The 16122-nt window shown below is 69.2% G+C and carries 12 protein-coding genes; 5 read left to right on the forward strand and 7 right to left on the reverse strand.

All coding sequences use genetic code 11. The annotated features are described in order from the left end of the window. Positions 1-65 precede the first annotated feature (65 nt). Both ASD84_RS07605 and ASD84_RS07610 read left to right on the forward strand, forming a co-directional pair. Positions 66-1754, forward strand: a complete 1689-nt coding sequence (locus ASD84_RS07605; RefSeq protein WP_056708580.1) for a fumarate hydratase — start codon at positions 66-68, stop codon at positions 1752-1754. Between the two features lie 85 nt (positions 1755-1839). Further along, positions 1840-3648, forward strand: a complete 1809-nt coding sequence (locus ASD84_RS07610; RefSeq protein ID WP_056708589.1) for a hypothetical protein — start codon at positions 1840-1842, stop codon at positions 3646-3648. Between the two features lie 13 nt (positions 3649-3661). Here the strand turns inward: ASD84_RS07610 and ASD84_RS07615 are convergent, their stop codons facing one another. Then, positions 3662-4270 carry a TetR/AcrR family transcriptional regulator gene (locus ASD84_RS07615; RefSeq protein WP_056708597.1) on the reverse strand — a complete coding sequence of 203 codons (609 nt, stop codon included), beginning with the start codon at positions 4268-4270 and terminating at the stop codon, positions 3662-3664. Positions 4271-4289: 19 nt separating this feature from the next. Beyond that, positions 4290-6050 (reverse strand): AMP-binding protein, encoded by a 1761-nt coding sequence (locus ASD84_RS07620; RefSeq protein ID WP_056708605.1) that lies wholly within the window; start codon positions 6048-6050, stop codon positions 4290-4292. Positions 6051-6211: 161 nt separating this feature from the next. Here ASD84_RS07620 and ASD84_RS07625 point away from each other — a divergent pair, with 161 nt between their 5' ends. The 3 genes from ASD84_RS07625 to ASD84_RS07635 all read left to right on the forward strand — a co-directional run bounded on the left by ASD84_RS07625 (position 6212) and on the right by ASD84_RS07635 (position 11270). After that, positions 6212-6493, forward strand: a complete 282-nt coding sequence (locus ASD84_RS07625; RefSeq protein WP_056708607.1) for a zf-TFIIB domain-containing protein — start codon at positions 6212-6214, stop codon at positions 6491-6493. Positions 6494-6632: 139 nt separating this feature from the next. Further along, complete coding sequence (locus tag ASD84_RS07630) at positions 6633-9830, forward strand: bifunctional diguanylate cyclase/phosphodiesterase (protein ID WP_156391653.1); 3198 nt, start codon at positions 6633-6635, stop codon at positions 9828-9830. Between the two features lie 48 nt (positions 9831-9878). Beyond that, entirely contained in the window at positions 9879-11270 is a 1392-nt protein-coding gene (locus ASD84_RS07635) for a class II fumarate hydratase (protein WP_082573382.1), read from the forward strand. A 25-nt stretch (positions 11271-11295) separates the two neighbouring features. Here the strand turns inward: ASD84_RS07635 and ASD84_RS07640 are convergent, their stop codons facing one another. From ASD84_RS07640 to tuf, 5 genes are all read right to left on the reverse strand, one after another. Next, positions 11296-11607, reverse strand: a complete 312-nt coding sequence (locus tag ASD84_RS07640) for a hypothetical protein (RefSeq protein WP_056708613.1) — start codon at positions 11605-11607, stop codon at positions 11296-11298. Between the two features lie 117 nt (positions 11608-11724). Continuing rightward, a complete protein-coding gene (locus ASD84_RS07645; RefSeq protein ID WP_056708616.1) occupies positions 11725-12378 on the reverse strand; it encodes a lytic transglycosylase domain-containing protein in 654 nt (217 codons plus the stop codon). Between the two features lie 214 nt (positions 12379-12592). Beyond that, on the reverse strand, positions 12593-13915 hold the full coding sequence (locus tag ASD84_RS07650) for a PhoH family protein (protein WP_056708619.1): 1323 nt from the start codon (positions 13913-13915) through the stop codon (positions 12593-12595). A gap of 190 nt (positions 13916-14105) precedes the next feature. After that, entirely contained in the window at positions 14106-14831 is a 726-nt protein-coding gene (gene trmB / locus ASD84_RS07655; RefSeq protein ID WP_056710793.1) for a tRNA (guanosine(46)-N7)-methyltransferase TrmB, read from the reverse strand. Between the two features lie 94 nt (positions 14832-14925). After that, entirely contained in the window at positions 14926-16119 is a 1194-nt protein-coding gene (gene tuf, locus ASD84_RS07660; RefSeq protein ID WP_056708622.1) for an elongation factor Tu, read from the reverse strand. Positions 16120-16122 lie beyond the last annotated feature (3 nt).

Genomic DNA, 16122 nt, shown 5'->3' on the forward strand with positions numbered 1-16122 from the left:
AGGGGCTGGGTCGCGATGCGACCCAGCCCCTTCGCAATTCCGGACCAGCGATATCCTCGGTAGTCGTGGCTGACGCAGAGTTCCGGTATTCCGACCTCCTCCCGACCGGCAAGGACGACACCCCGTACCGGTTGATCACGACCGAGGGCGTTTCGACGGTCGAGGGACCCGACGGGAGGACCTTCCTCCAGGTCGATCCCGCTGCCATCCAGCAGCTCACGGCAGAGGCGATGCACGACATCAGCCACTACCTGCGCCCGGCGCACCTCAAGCAGCTGCGCAAGATCATCGACGACCCCGAGGCGTCCGGGAACGACCGCTTCGTCGCGCTCGACCTGCTCAAGAACGTCAACATCTCCGCCGGCGGCGTGCTGCCGATGTGCCAGGACACCGGCACCGCCATCGTGATGGGCAAGAAGTCCGAGGGCGTCCTCACCGGCGCCGACGACGGCGAGGCGATCAGCCGTGGCGTGTACGACGCGTACACGAAGCTGAACCTGCGCTACAGCCAGCTCGCGCCGCTCACGACGTACGACGAGAAGAACACCGGAACCAACCTGCCGGCCCAGATCGAGCTCTACTCGACGGCCCAGGGCGAGAAGGGCCCGGAGTACAAGTTCCTCTTCATGGCCAAGGGCGGCGGCTCGGCCAACAAGTCCTTCCTGTTCCAGGAGACCAAGGCCGTCCTCAACCCGAAGCGGATGCTGGAGTTCCTGGACGAGAAGATCCGTTCGCTCGGCACCGCCGCCTGTCCGCCGTACCACCTGGCCGTGGTGATCGGCGGCACGTCGGCGGAGTTCGCCCTCAAGACCGCGAAGTACGCCTCGGCGCACTACCTCGACAACCTCCCGACCGAGGGCAGCATGAGCGCCCACGGGTTCCGCGACCTGGAGCTCGAGGAGGAGGTCTTCAAGCTCACCCAGGACTTCGGGATCGGCGCCCAGTTCGGCGGCAAGTACTTCTGCCACGACGTCCGGGTGGTCCGCCTCCCCCGCCACGGCGCCTCGTGCCCCGTGGCCATCGCCGTCTCCTGCTCCGCCGACCGCCAGGCGCTGGGCAAGATCACCGCCGACGGCGTCTTCCTGGAGCAGCTGGAGACCGACCCCGCGCAGTACATGCCCGACGCAGGTGTCGCCGAGGACATCTCGGGCGGCGAGGTGGTCCAGGTGGACCTGAACCGCCCGATGAGCGAGATCCTCGCCCAGCTCTCGCAGTACCCCGTGAAGACCCGCCTGTCCCTCACCGGGCCGCTCGTGGTCGCGCGCGACATCGCGCACGCCAAGATCCAGGAGCTGCTCGACTCCGGCCAGCCGATGCCGGAGTACCTCAAGAACCACCCGGTCTACTACGCCGGCCCCGCCAAGACGCCCGCAGGCATGGCCTCCGGGTCCTTCGGGCCCACGACCGCCGGACGGATGGACAGCTACGTCAAGAGCTTCCAGGCCGCGGGCGGGTCGATGATCATGCTGGCCAAGGGCAACCGCAGCAAGCAGGTCACCGAGGCGTGCGCCGAGTACGGCGGCTTCTACCTCGGCTCGATCGGTGGCCCGGCGGCTCGACTGGCGCAGGACTGCATCCGCAGCCAGGAGGTGCTGGAGTACCCCGAGCTCGGCATGGAAGCGGTCTGGAAGATCGAGGTCGAGGACTTCCCCGCGTTCATCGTGGTCGACGACAAGGGCAACGACTTCTTCACCGATCCCTCGGGTGCCGTCAACGTCCCGCTCGGCAGCATCCGGGTGCGTTCGGCCGAATAGCCTGCGAGGAGACACCTCCGCGACATACGATTCCCGGGCCCGCGCCGTTGCGCGGCGTTCGTTGTCTGTCTCGGGGGTTTCATCCATGCGCCTCAACCGCGCCCTTGCCGTCCTGCTCATCGCCGCGGCGGTCAGCGGTTTGCCGATCGTCGCCGCCGACGCTGACGAGCCGGCCCTGTCGTTCTCGGAGACCCTGGACACCAGCCAGGCCGGCCATGTGAAGGGCACGATCACGACCGAGGCCGCGTTCGTCTACGCGCGGCTCTCCCCCGGCGTGCCGGCCACGAAGTACGCCGTCACCGACGGCCAGGTGAGCTTCGACCTCGAGACGTGGGGCTACTACAGCCCATTCAACCCGAACGAGTATGTGCAGGCCGTGGCCTGCACCGGAGGTACCTTCCAGGCGCCGACCGGCTGCGGCACCGAGCCGGTCCTCTCCTCCGCCTTCGTCCCGCATGACCTCGTGCCCACCGTGACCTGGCCAGCCGACACCACGATCGGTCGCAACAGCGACGGCACGCCTCAGCAAACGAGCGTGACGGTCACCGACCCCGACGGCGGCGGCGACCTCAGCGTGGGGTGGAGCTACTGGGACCCGGAGATCGGAGACCAGGACCAGGTCTTCCCCGTGGTGCCACCAGCAACCATCACCCCCGCCCTCCATGACGGCGTCGGCACACTGCGCATCCACCGATGCGCGACGGCCAGCCCCTACCAGTGCACCGCCTATGTCGCGCAGGACAGCCCCGAGATCACCGTCGCCCGAGGCCCCATGCAGGCTCACGTCACCAGCGCCACGGAGATCACGAGCGTCGCTCCCGACAGCACCGCCACCGTCTCGCTCGACCGTTCCGGCGACTATGCCCTCGACTGGTGGCTCGAGCAGGACGGCGTTGCCCTGCCGTCGACGGGCGGGCACCAGACCGGCACCACCGGTGAGGACGGGACCATCACCATCACCGTCCCCGGATCCGGCATCACCACCGAGGGCGACATCACCATCGCAGGCCAGGTCGCCATCGACGACCCGGACTTCGGTCCCTACAGTGCGGCGCTCCAGATGTGGACGACGTTCGTCGTCGACCGAAGCGGTCCTGCGATCGAGGACCTCACCGTCTCGCGCTCCTCGATCCACCCCCTGGCCATCGCGGCCCTGTCGACGTACCAGACGGTCACGATCTCGCTGAAGGACACCGAGCAGCTCGACTACCACGACCAGATCGAGATCCGCGATGCCACGGGCGCCACCATGCGCCGGCTCGAACCCGACTTCGCCAGCGCCCTGCTCGGCACCGCCACGTGGGACGGACGCAAGACCGACGGCGCCCTCGTGCCTGCCGGCACGTACACGGTCGCGGGCATCGACTCGCTGGGCAACGCCTCGGCGATCATCCGCACGGTCACCGTCTCCCACGCCACGGGCGTGCTGCGCACCTACCGGCGCACCCTGTCCGCCGCGGCGACCAAGATCGACAAGTACGTCGGGCGGTGCAGCACCCTGCGGCGGCCCTCGTTGCGCGGGTGGAGCGGATCGCTCGGCTACTACTCGAACACCCGGTGCCGTGGCTCGGACGATGCGAGCACGGTGTCGACGCTCAACGCCCTCCGACTTCCCGGTCTGCCGGCAGTGCGCTACGTCGACACCCGGGTCGACACCACCGGTGGTGCGGCCCGGCGCGCCCCCCGCAGCCGGGGCGTCATCCGGCTCTGGGTCGGCGACCGGTGGACGTCCTTCTCATCGGTGAGCCGAACGCTCGGCACCCACGCCGGCCCCCGAGGTGCCGGCGCCGTCGACCGTGACCGCTACGTCGTGTGGAACTTCGGGACTGCCATCGGCCACAAGTACGACGTGAAGTCGTTCACCGTGACGGTTCGCTACTACAGCTGGTCCTGACGGGGCCGCGCGGTCACAGACCGATGCCCGGCCCCAGTCCGGGCATCGCGCTGAGGATCGCCGCCCACTGCGCCAGGTCGGCCTTGCGTTGCTGCAGGTCCTGACGGACCGCCGCGCCGAGCCCGATCCCGCGCGCGACGTCGAGGGTGAGCCGCACCGAGGACTGGACCTCGGTACGGCTCGGGTCCGCATGCAGCAGCTCGATGGTGAGCTCCTCCATCTCGCGGCTGAACCGGCGCTCGATCGGCACCACGAGGGACCGGATCGCCGGGTCCGAGGCGGCCGCGACCCACAGGTTCAACGCTGCCCGGCCGATCACGTCGGTCCAGACCCCGGCCAACCGGGTCAGGACGTCGAGCACCGGGTTGTCGTCGTCCGCGTCGACCGGCCGGGTACGCAACCGGTCACCGAGCCCGACGGCGACGCGCTCCACGGCTTCCCGCACCAGGTCGTCGCGGCTGCCGAAGTGGTGCTGGGCGGCGCCACGGGAGACTCCCGCGCGCGCCGCCACCGCGACCACCGTGGTGCCGTGCCAGCCGACCTCGGCGAGGCTCTCGATCGTCGCGTCGAGAAGGCTCTCCCGGGTGGCCCGGCTCCGGTCCTGCTGAGGTTCGCGCCCCATGCGCCGTGCTGCCTTCCGCTCAGGCGTAGAGCGCGTCGATCTGTGCGGAGTACTTCTCTGCGATCGGCTTCCGCTTGAGCTTGAGGGTCGGGGTGAGCTCGTCGCCACCGGGCATCCAGAAGCTCGGGACCACCTCGAACTTCTTCACCTGCTCGACCCGGGACAGCTTCGCGTTCCCGGCGTCGATGCCCTTCTGGATCACGGCCAGCAGCCCCGGGTCCTTGGCGAGCACGGCTGGGTCGGCAGCGACACCGGCCTTCTCGGCGTACGCCGCGGCAGCGTCGGGGTCGAGCACGACGAGCGCGGTGTTGTACGCCCGGGCGTCGCCGATGCACACGATCGCGGCGGCGAGCGGCGTGCTCACCTTGAGCGTGTTCTCGATGTTGGACGGGGACATGTTCTTGCCGGCCGCGCTGATGATCAGCTCCTTCTTGCGGTCGACGATCGTGTAGTAGCCGTCCTCGTCCACGGTGCCGATGTCGCCGGTGTGGATCCAGCCGTCGGCGTCGAGCGTCTCGGCCGTCTTCTCCGGGTCCTTGCGGTAGCCGACCATGTTGCCGGGCCCACGGACCAGGAGCTCGCCGTCCTCGGCCAGCTTGATCTCCACACCGGGGATCGCGGGACCGACCGTGCCGAGCTTCTGCTTGCCCGGGGGGTTCAGCGTCGAACCGCCGCAGGTCTCGGACATCCCCCACAGCTCGCAGACCTCGATGCCGAGGCCGAGGAAGAACTTGAGGGTCTCCGGGGAGATGGCTGCTGCACCGGACCACGCCCAGGTGAGTTCCTGCATGCCGAGGGCTTCGCGGACCTTGGCCAGGACCAGCTTCTCGGCCACCGCCAGCTTGACCTTGTCGATCGGGTTGAGCGCCCTGCCGGCGAGGCGGGCGTCGGCCTTCTTCTCCGCCATCGCCAGCGCGAACTGCGCGATCTTCTGCTTCTTCGCGTCGGGCTCGTCGGCGACCTTCGCCTCGACACCGGCCTTGATCTTCTCCCAGACCCGCGGCACGGCGAACCAGATCGTCGGCTTGCAGTCGGGCAGCGCCTCGGCGACCTTGCGCGGGTCGGCCACATAGGTCACCTGGGTGCCGCGGGCACACAGGCCGTACTGCGACGTCGCCCGGTCGGCGATGTGGGCCATCGGGAGGAAGGAGGTGATCCGGCCGCCGAACGGCATCGGGAAGTTCGCGGCGACGGAATCCAGGATGCTCATCAGGTTGCCGTGGCTCAGCTGGACGCCCTTCGGCGGTCCCGTGGTACCCGAGGTGTAGATGAGGGTGAGCAGGTCTTCGGGGGTGACGGCCTGCCACGCGGCGTCGAAGTCGAAGTCCGGGTCGCCGGCGGCCATGAGCTCGTCGAGGGTCGTCGTGGCGCCCTCGGGTTTGCCGTCGATCACGATGACGTGCTCGGGCGCTGCGCCCGAGGCGAGAATCACGGGGAGCAGGGCGGTCTCGGTGAAGACGACCTTGTTCTCGGCGTTGCCGAACAGGTAGGCGACCTGCTCGGGCGCAGACGTGTTGTAGATCGAGAAGGCGGTCGCACCCAGGTGCATCGCGCCGGCGTCGATCCAGGCGGACTCCGGGCGGTTGGTCACCATGATCGCGACGGTGTCCCCCCGCTGGACGCCCAGGCTCGCCAGACCGGCGGCGACCTTGCGCACGTGGCTGGACAGCTCGCGCCAGGTGACGGCGACCGCGTCCCCGGGAGTCCGGACGGCAACGGCGTCGGGGTTGACGTTGGCGGTCTGCTGGTAGGCCTGGCAGACGGTGGTGGGCGAGCTCAATGGGTCTCCTCGGTGGCGGGTTCGCGCAGAACGTAAGCCACGTCACACCGCCGAAGCAAGCACTTCTGCTTGTTTTGGGACCCGTCGGGCCGCGCGGCAGGAACTGCGGGCAACCGCCGTCCGTTGACGCGGGTGAACCCCCTTCGAAAGGACCCCTGCTGATGCGTTGCCCCGTCGACGAGACCACGCTGGTGATGAGCGAACGGAGCGGAATCGAGATCGACTACTGCCCCCAGTGTCGCGGCGTCTGGCTGGACCGGGGCGAGCTCGACAAGATCATCGACCGCTCCGTGGCCGAGCCGGCGCCCCAGCAGGCCGCCCCGTCGCAGCGTCAGCCCGAGTACGACGGGTACCAGCCGCCCCGGCAGCAGTACACCCCGCAGCAGCAGGGCCACTACAAGAAGAAGCGCAAGGAGTCCTGGCTCAGCGAGCTCTTTGACTGAGACGCGCCCTGGTCCTTTCGGGCCACTTCTCCTGGGTCCTTGTTCCCGAGTTCCGGCGAAATGCGACTGACCCTTCCGCCCGGGCCGATCGGGGGACTGTCACGACAAGACCGTCGCGACGAGTCACGCAAGGACCGTCATGCTCGAACAGCCATGGGGCCGCTGGACTGCTCCTCACAGCGCGCGCGTGCTCGCGGTGGCTCCGCGCCGGCCCAGGCCCTGGCTCCTGCTCTACGCGATCGTCGCGGTGCCGCTGTACGTGTCGTACGTCGCGCTGCCTGACGCACCGCGTTACCTGTGGACCGCCATCGGACTGCTCTCGCTCACCGGGCTGGTCGTCGGCACGGTCGTGAACCGGCCGCGGCGGCGCCTGCCGTGGTGGCTGGCCACCCTGGGCGTGGCCGCCCTCATGGCTGGAGACACGACCTACGACCTGCTGACCGCCGTGTTCGGCCAGCTCAATCCGTACCCCTCTGCTGCCGACGGGTTCTACCTCGCGATGTACCCGCTGCTTGCGGGTGGGCTGCTGGTGCTGGTCCGGGTGATCAAGCCGCTCGGCGACAGGCACGCCGCCATCGATGCCAGCATCGTCACCGTCGCTCTCGGGCTGCTGGTCTGGGTCTACCTGGTCGAGCCCTACACGCAGGACGCGACGCTGACCTGGGGCCAGAAGGCGGTGTCGATCAGCTACCCGCTCGGAGACGTCCTGATCCTCGCCGTCCTGGTGCGACTCCTCATCGGCACCGAGCGGCGACCGTACTCGCTGTGGTTGCTCGGCATCGGCACCGTCGGCCTGCTCGCCTCCGACACCGTCTACGGGCTGATCCAGCTGAACGGCAGCTGGACCACCGGCAGCCTCGTCGACCTCGGCTGGATGGTGTTCTACGGAGCCTGGGGAGCGGCGGCCCTGTCACCGGACATGGCCCGGCTCACCGAGCCGGTGCGGCCGACGCCACAGCAGATCTCGAGCCGACGCCTGCTCCTCCTCGCCCTGGTCCCACTCGCCGCTCCCGGCCTGCTGCTGTGGGAGTTCTCGCGCGGCGGTTCCGGCCACGTCCTCGAGACCGCAGCGACCGCGGCGGTGCTCTTCCTCCTGGTGTCGCTGCGCCTCAAGGGCCTGGTCAACGCCGCCCGTGAGGCGACCCACCGCGAGTACGCGATGCGCCGCACCGGCGAGGCCCTGGTCGCCGCCTCGGACCCGGACACCGTCCACCGCGTCGGCCTCGCGGCCCTGGCCGACGTCACCTGCCACTCGGCCCGCCTCGTCATCGCGACCGGCCTCCCCCTCCGGGTGGTGTTCGACTCCGGCGACGCACACCGGAACCGGGCCGACGCGGACCTCGATCCGCTCCTTCGGCGCCACGAGCACGAGCTGCTCAGCCAGCAGTTCGTCCTCACCACCGCCGCGCTGTGCGGTCCCGCCCTCGCTGCGGCCATCGGCGCAGATGAGACCGTGCTGCTGGCCGCGATGGTGCGCGACGAACGGATCAGCGGACTGCTGATGGCCCACGGCCCTGGCGTCGACCGGCCCGAGAGCATCGACCCCATCTGCACCCTGGCGTCCCAGATGATGCTCGCCCTCGACAGCATCGAGCTCACGGCACAGGTCGCCGAGCGGAGGAGCGAGGCGCACTTCCGGTCGTTGTTCCAGCACGCAGCCGACATCATCCTCGTGTTCGACGAGCAGCTCCGGCTCCGGTTCAACACACCGTCTGCGCAGACGGTGCTGGGCTGGGAACCAGAGGGACCACGTGGCCGGACCGTGGACTCGATGGTGCTCGCAGAGGACCTCTCCAAGGCCCGTCTGCTCCTCGGCAGGGTCTTGGTGGGCGAGCGGCGCACGGGGCGCGGACCGAGCGACGAGTGGCGGATCGTGGACCGCAGTGGCCGGGTACGCCTGTTCGAGGTCTCCTGCCGGAACCTGGTGGACGACCCGAGCGTCGGCGGGGTGGTCGTCACCCTCCACGACATCACCGAGCGTCGCCAGCTCGAGAGCGATCTGGCGTACCAGGCGTTCCATGACTCCCTGACCCAGCTGCCCAACAGGGCCATGTTCCTCGAGCGTGTCGAGCGCGCCCTCGTGTGCAGCGGTCCCGAGCGCGAGCCGATCGCCGTCCTCCTGATCGACCTGGACAACTTCAAGATCATCAACGACACCCGTGGCCACGCCGCAGGTGACGCGCTGCTCGCCAGCGTCGGGCAACGGCTGCAGGCCGCCCTGCGGCCCTCGGACTCGTGCGCGCGTCTCGGCGGCGACGAATTCGCGGTCCTCGTCGACGGGGTGTCGAGCGACGAGGAGGCCTGCGAGGTCGCCTCGCGTCTGCTCGAGCACCTCCGGCCGCCGTTCGACATCGGCGGGGAGAGCGTTCACGCAGGGGCCAGCTTCGGCGTCACGACCAGCGCGTACGGCCAGCAGGCGGCGGAGCTGCTGCTGCAGGCCGACCTCGCGATGTACGCCGCGAAAGACGCCGGAAAGGGCGGCGTCGAGTTCTTCCGGCCCGCCCTGATCGACGTGATGCAGCTGCGGGCACGGACGGTCAGCGAGCTCGAGCGCGCCGTGGAGCAGGACCAGTTCGTGCTCCACTACCAACCCATCATCGCGCTCGACGCCTCCGCCGTGGTCGGGTTCGAAGCCCTGATCCGCTGGCAGCACCCGGAGCGTGGGCTGCTCGCTCCCCACGACTTCATCGACGTCGTCGAGGACAGCGACCTCGCCATCTCGGTGGGCGCATGGGTGATCGACAGGGCGGTCGAACAGGCCGCCCAGTGGCAGGGCACCGGCCCCGACAGCGGGTTGCTGAAGATCGGCGTGAACGTGACCCCGCACGAGTTCGCCCATCCGGGATTCGTCGACGTCGTCCTCACCGCACTGGAGCGCCACGGCCTGCCACACGAGGCCCTCGTGCTGGAGATCACCGAGCGCATCCTCGCTGGCGGGGACCCCCAGATCGTCCGGGCGATGACCCAGCTGCACGACGTCGGCGTCCACCTGGCCATCGACGACTTCGGGACCGGCTACTCGGCGCTCGGCTACCTTCGGCGGTTCCCCGTGAGCATCCTGAAGATCGATCGGAGCTTCGTGGACGGCATCGGCACCTCCGGCGACGACCGGGCGCTGGTCGAGGCCATCGTCCGACTCGGCGAGACGTTCGGCCTCGACGTCGTCGCGGAAGGGGTGGAGACCGAGCAGCAGCGCGACGAGCTGGTCCGGCTCGGTTGCCACTTCGCACAGGGATACCACTACTCACGGCCACTGCCCGCGGCGCAGGCCACGAGGTTCGTCCACGAGTGGTCGACGCCCCGGCTGACGACCACACCCGCCTCCGCTGCTGGCTGACGCCGCCACCAGTGGCCCTGGCATGGCCTGCCGAGTAGCGTCGTGGGCGTGACGAGCGACGCCAGCTTCCGGACCGAGCACGACTCCATGGGCGAGGTCCGGGTCCCGGCCGCGGCCCTCTGGCAGGCCCAGACCCAGCGGGCCGTGGAGAACTTCCCGATCAGCGGGACGCCGATCGAACCGGCCCTGGTCCACGCGCTCGGCGAGGTCAAGGCTGCGGCCGCACGCGCCAACGGCGAGCTGGGTGTGCTCCCCGCCGACCTGGCGGCCGCCATCGAGGCAGCGGCTCGCGAGGTCGCCGAGGGCCGGTACGACGACCAGTTCCCGATCGACGTGTTCCAGACCGGGTCGGGCACCAGCTCCAACATGAACGCCAACGAGGTGGTGGCCACCCTTGCGGGACGGGCCGGGGTCGAGGTCCACCCGAACGACCACGTGAACGCCAGCCAGTCGAGCAACGACACCTTTCCCACGGCCATCCACGTCGCGGCCACCCTGGCCGTCGTGCGCGACCTGGTGCCGGCCCTCGACGTACTCGCCGACTCGCTCGAGGCGAAGGCCACCGAGTTCGCCGACCTGGTGAAGTCGGGCCGCACGCACCTGATGGATGCCACACCGGTCACGCTCGGCCAGGAGTTCGGCGGGTACGCCGCCACCGTGCGCTACGGCATCGAGCGGCTGGAGTCGGTCCTCCCCCGCGTCCGGGAGCTGCCCCTGGGCGGCACCGCCGTCGGCACCGGCATCAACACACCGCGCGGCTTCGCCGCAGCCGCCATCGGCGCCCTCGGCGCGGCCACGGGCGAGCCGTTCACCGAGGCGCGCAACCACTTCGAGGCCCAGGGCACCCGCGACTCGCTCGTCGAGCTCAGCGGCGTGCTGCGCACCATCGCGGTCGGCCTGACCAAGATCTGCAACGACCTGCGCTGGATGGGGTCGGGGCCCACGACCGGCCTCGCCGAGATCCACCTCCCCGACCTGCAGCCGGGATCCTCGATCATGCCGGGCAAGGTCAACCCGGTGCTGCCGGAGGCGACCCTGATGGTCTGCATGCAGGTGATCGGGAACGACACCGCCGTCACGGCCGCCGGGGCCAGCGGCTCCTTCGAGCTCAACGTCGCCATGCCGGTGATGGCCCGCAACGTCCTCGAGTCGGTCCGACTGCTCTCGACGGCCACCACGACTCTCGCACGACGCTGCGTCGACGGGATCACGGCCGACGAGGAGCGGATGCGCCGGTACGCCGCCTCGTCACCATCGGTGGTGACGCCGCTGAACAAGCACCTCGGCTATGAAGCTGCTGCGAAGGTCGCCAAGCAGTCGCTGGCCACCGGAAGCACCATCCGCGAGACGGTCCTCGCGATGGGGTACGTCGACCGGGGCGAGCTGACGGTCGAGGAGCTCGACGCCGCTCTCGACCTGGAGTCGATGACCCACCCCTGAGCGGCTCAGCGCACGGTCGTCGGGCCTACGACTTCCGCCGACCGGTCAGGATCGATCCGGCGATCACTGCGATCGCGGCGACCGCGACCTGCCAGAGGTGGCGGATCCAGTCGATGCCGTTCGTCGCGTTGGTCATCTCGGCCGGGTGCTTGTCGAAGTTACCGTTGTTGTTGCCGACCACGACCCAGTAGAGATAGCTGCCGACCAGCATGCCGACGATGCCGCAGGCGGTGGTGAGCCAGAGCGGGAACCTGGTGCGGTCGCCCGGGGCCACGGCCTTCCCGATCAGACCGATGATCGTTCCGCCGACGAGGGTGACGATGATGGTCCAGAGCATGGGTACGCCTTCCGTCGCGCGGAGAACCCGATGTCCCGCGATGAAGGCATCATGCCCCCGGCGTGACACCCAGCCCGGCAGGCGCGGCGTGAGCGGCCGCTCGGCCGCCCATCGAACTCAGTACCAGCCGTGGCCCTGGGAGTGCCCCCAGGCGCCGCACGGGCTGCCGTACCGGTTCTGGATGTAGCCCAGGCCCCAGCGGATCTGCGTGGCCGGGTTGGTCGCCCAGTCCGCGCCGGCGGAAGCCATCTTGGAGCCGGGGAGTGCCTGCGGAATGCCGTAGGCACTCGAGCTGGGGTTGTCGGCGTTCCAGCGCCAGCCGGACTCGCGGCTCCACAGCGAGTCGAGGCAGCCGAACTGGTCGGAGGAGAACCCGAACTCGCTGAGCAGGGCCCGGGCAATGTCCCTGGGGTCTGACTCGGAGAGCTTGCGCTCGTCGGTCAGCGCCGCCGGGCCGGACTCGTCGAGGCCGGCGGCCTTTGCCGGGTCGGCCTCGGGGCGGCGGTCGTTGCGGGAGACGACCTCGCGGCGCTCGCTCGCGGCGGCGACGTCGGCGGTGCCGGCAGCGGTCAGTGCATCGAGGTCAACGCTCGCGGCGGGCGGCGGGGCGTCCTGGCCGAGGACTCCGGCGGCCACGGAGACACCGGTGACCGCAACAGCGACCGACGACAGGACCACCACGTTGCGGGCAGCCTTGCGGGGGGCCTGGGCGAGGTGAGCGTGCTTCGGTGCTCCACGGTGCTTGGGCGAAGGGTTCGCGTGCTTCGACAAATGCTCGAATCTCGGGCTCGACAGCAGGACCTGATCACCGCCCGATCGGGCCCGACACCATTGTCAACACCGCCGGTGACCAGCGACCACCATGCCTGAGGGAACTTCCCCACGCAAACCGAAGCGCCCGTTTCGATCGTGGTTTCAGACCTCGTCTGCCACGATCGCCACGGACGCCTCAGTTGTCACACCAGTCCCAGCGGCCGGGATCGGGCTACACGACGACGTTCTCCAGCATCTCGGTCACCAGCGCGGCGATCGGCGAACGCTCCGAACGGGTCAGCGTGACGTGGGCGAACAGCGGGTGGCCCTTGAGCTTCTCCACCACCGCCACCACGCCGTCATGCCGGCCGACACGGAGGTTGTCGCGCTGGGCGACGTCATGGGTGAGCACGACCTTGGAGTTGGCGCCGATCCGGGACAGCACCGTCAGCAGCACGTTGCGCTCCAGCGACTGCGCCTCGTCGACGATCACGAACGAGTCGTGGAGCGAACGTCCACGGATGTGGGTCAGCGGGAGGACCTCCAGCATGCCGCGGTCGAGGATCTCGTCGACGACGTCCTTCGACGTGAGGGCGCCGAGGGTGTCGAACACGGCCTGTCCCCAGGGCGACATCTTCTCCGACTCCGAGCCGGGCAGGTAGCCCAGCTCCTGGCCGCCGACGGCGAAGAGCGGGCGGAACACCACCACCTTCTTGTGCTGCTGGCGCTCCATCACCGCCTCGAGGCCGGCGCAGAGGGCCAGGGCCGACTTGCCGGTGCCGGCGCGGCCGCCCAGCGAGACGATGCCGACCTCGGGGTCCAGCAGGATGTCGAGGGCGACCCGCTGCTCTGCGCTGCGGCCGTGCAGACCGAAGGCCTCACGGTCGCCCTTGACGAGGTGCACCTGCTTGTCCGGCCCCACCCGTCCGAGCGCGGATCCGCGTTCGGACAGCATGACCAGGCCGACGTGGCAGGGCATCTCGCGCGCCTCGGCGAGGTCGAGGGTCCCGTCGTCGTACAGCTCGTCGAGAGCATCGGCAGAGACCTCGATCTCGGCCATCCCGGAGTAGCCGGTGTCGGAGTCGCCCAAGGTCTCACCGCGGTACTCCTGGGCGTCCAGGCCGACCGCCGACGCCTTGATCCGCATCGGGAGGTCCTTGGACACCAGGATGACTTCGTGGCCCTCGTCGGCGAGGTTCCGCGCCACCGCGAGGATCCGCGTGTCGTTGTCTCCCAGGCGGAAGCCAGAAGGGAGCGACGAGGCGTCGGTGTGGTTGAGCTCGACGCGGATGCTGCCGCCCTCCTCGCCCACCGGGACGGGAGCATCCAGACGACCGTGCTTGACCCGCAGCTCGTCGAGCATCCGCAGCGCGCTGCGGGCAAAGTACCCGAGCTCTGGGTGATGCCGTTTGGCTTCGAGCTCGGTGATCACCACCACCGGCAGGACGACCTCGTGTTCCTCGAACCGGCGCAGCGCCGCCGGGTCAGCCAGCAGAACGCTGGTGTCGAGAACATAGGTACGACGCGTGCTTGCCTGGGCCTTCGTGTTCGACACGTGAAACCTCACCGGACCGCACGCCCTGGTAGGGCCCCGGCCCTATCCCTGGTGGACGGACCGGGTTGCACAGTCGTGATGGTTCACGTCGGGCCTCCCGGTGTGGCCGGCTTCCCCACCTGCCACTGATCGGAAAGTACGCCCGTCATGAGTCCGATGGGTGCGCCACGCCGCGTCGGAAAAGTTAATGTCAGGTGACGCGTTGGTAGGCGAAGTCCGCGATGACGCGGTCCTTCGCCAGCCCCTTGCGCTCGAACTTCGTCACGGGGCGCTCGTCCCACCGTGCCACGGGGCCACCCGACAGCAGCGGCTCCGAACCCAGCACGACGTCCATCTGCTCGGCGTAGTCGGCCCAGTCCGTCGCCAACCGCCACAGCCCACCGGGCACCAGCCGCGACGCCATGAGGCGTGCGTTCTCCGGCGTGATCATCCGCCGCTTGTGGTGCCGCTTCTTGTGCCACGGATCCGGGAAGAAGGTCCAGATCTCGCTGACGCTCGCCTCACCCAGGAGGTGCTCGAAGGTCCACAGCGCGTCCACGCCACAGAACCGCACGTTGGACACCCCCGCGTCCCCCACGCGCCCCAGGCTCTCCGCCACCCCCGGCAGCCAGACCTCCAGCGACAACACGTTGTACGACGGCCGAGCCGCCGCCAGAGCAGCCGTCGCCTCGCCGACACCCCCACCGATCTCCACGATCAGCGGAGCGTCCCGGTCGAACCACGACGCGAACGAGAAGTCAGGAGCATCCACCGCCTCGTCCGGAATGACCCACCCGTCGGCGTACTCGTCCCAGCCGTGCTGCTGCTTCGGCGTGAACCGACTGCCCCGCCGCGCGTAGGTCAACACCTCCCGCTCCCGCCGACCGTCCTCGGTCAGCTTCTGGTGGGGTCGGGCCGGGCGCACTCCGTCATTCACGACGGACATTCTCCCGGCCGGACGAGACGGAGCGAAAACGCAGGGACCCCCACCGCCCGAAGGCGATGGGGGTCCCTGGTGAAGAAGGGTCAGATCACTTGGTGATCTTCGTGACCCGGCCGGCGCCGACGGTGCGGCCACCTTCGCGGATCGCGAACTTCAGGCCCTCGTCCATGGCGATGGGCTGGATCAGCTCAACGGCCATGTCCGTGTTGTCGCCCGGCATGACCATTTCCGTGCCCTCGGGGAGGGTGACGACGCCGGTGACGTCGGTGGTCCGGAAGTAGAACTGCGGCCGGTAGTTGTTGAAGAACGGCGTGTGACGGCCGCCCTCTTCCTTCGACAGGATGTAGACCGAGGCGTCGAAGTTGGTGTGCGGGGTGGTGGTACCCGGCTTCACGACGACCATGCCGCGCTCGACGTCCTCGCGCTTGGTGCCACGGAGGAGCAGACCGACGTTCTCGCCCGCCTGGCCCTCGTCGAGCAGCTTGCGGAACATCTCGACGCCGGTGACCGTCGACTTCAGCGAGGTCTCGCGGATGCCGATGATCTCGACCTCCTCGTTGACCTTGACGATGCCGCGCTCGATACGACCGGTGATGACGGTTCCACGACCGGTGATCGTGAAGACGTCCTCGACGGGCATGAGGAACGGCTTGTCGACCTCACGCTCGGGCTGCGGGATGCTGGCGTCAACGGCGTCGAGCAGCTCGAGAACCGAGTTGCCCCACTTCTCGTCGCCCTGCAGCGCCGGGAAGGCGGCAACGCGAACGACCGGGATCTCGTCGCCGTCGTAGTCGTACTCGGAGAGGAGCTCGCGCACCTCCATCTCGACGAGCTCGATGAGCTCCTCGTCGTCGACCATGTCGCACTTGTTGAGCGCAACGACCAGGGCGGGAACGCCGACCTGGCGGGCGAGCAGCACGTGCTCACGCGTCTGCGGCATCGGACCGTCGGTCGCGGCAACCACCAGGATCGCGCCGTCCATCTGCGCGGCACCGGTGATCATGTTCTTGATGTAGTCCGCGTGACCGGGGCAGTCAACGTGCGCGTAGTGGCGCGCCTCGGTCTGGTACTCGATGTGCGCGATCGAGATCGTGATGCCGCGCTGACGCTCTTCGGGAGCCTTGTCGATCTGGTCGAAGGCCGAGGCCTCGTTCAGAGTCGGGTACTTGTCGTGCAGGACCTTCGAGATCGCCGCGGTCAGCGTGGTCTTGCCGTGGTCGATGTGACCGATGGTGCCGATGTTGACGTGCGGCTTGGTCCGCTCGAACTTGGCCTTAGCCATTGC

The organism is Nocardioides sp. Root682, assembly GCF_001427795.1.
Classification (GTDB): Bacteria; Actinomycetota; Actinomycetes; order Propionibacteriales; family Nocardioidaceae; genus Nocardioides.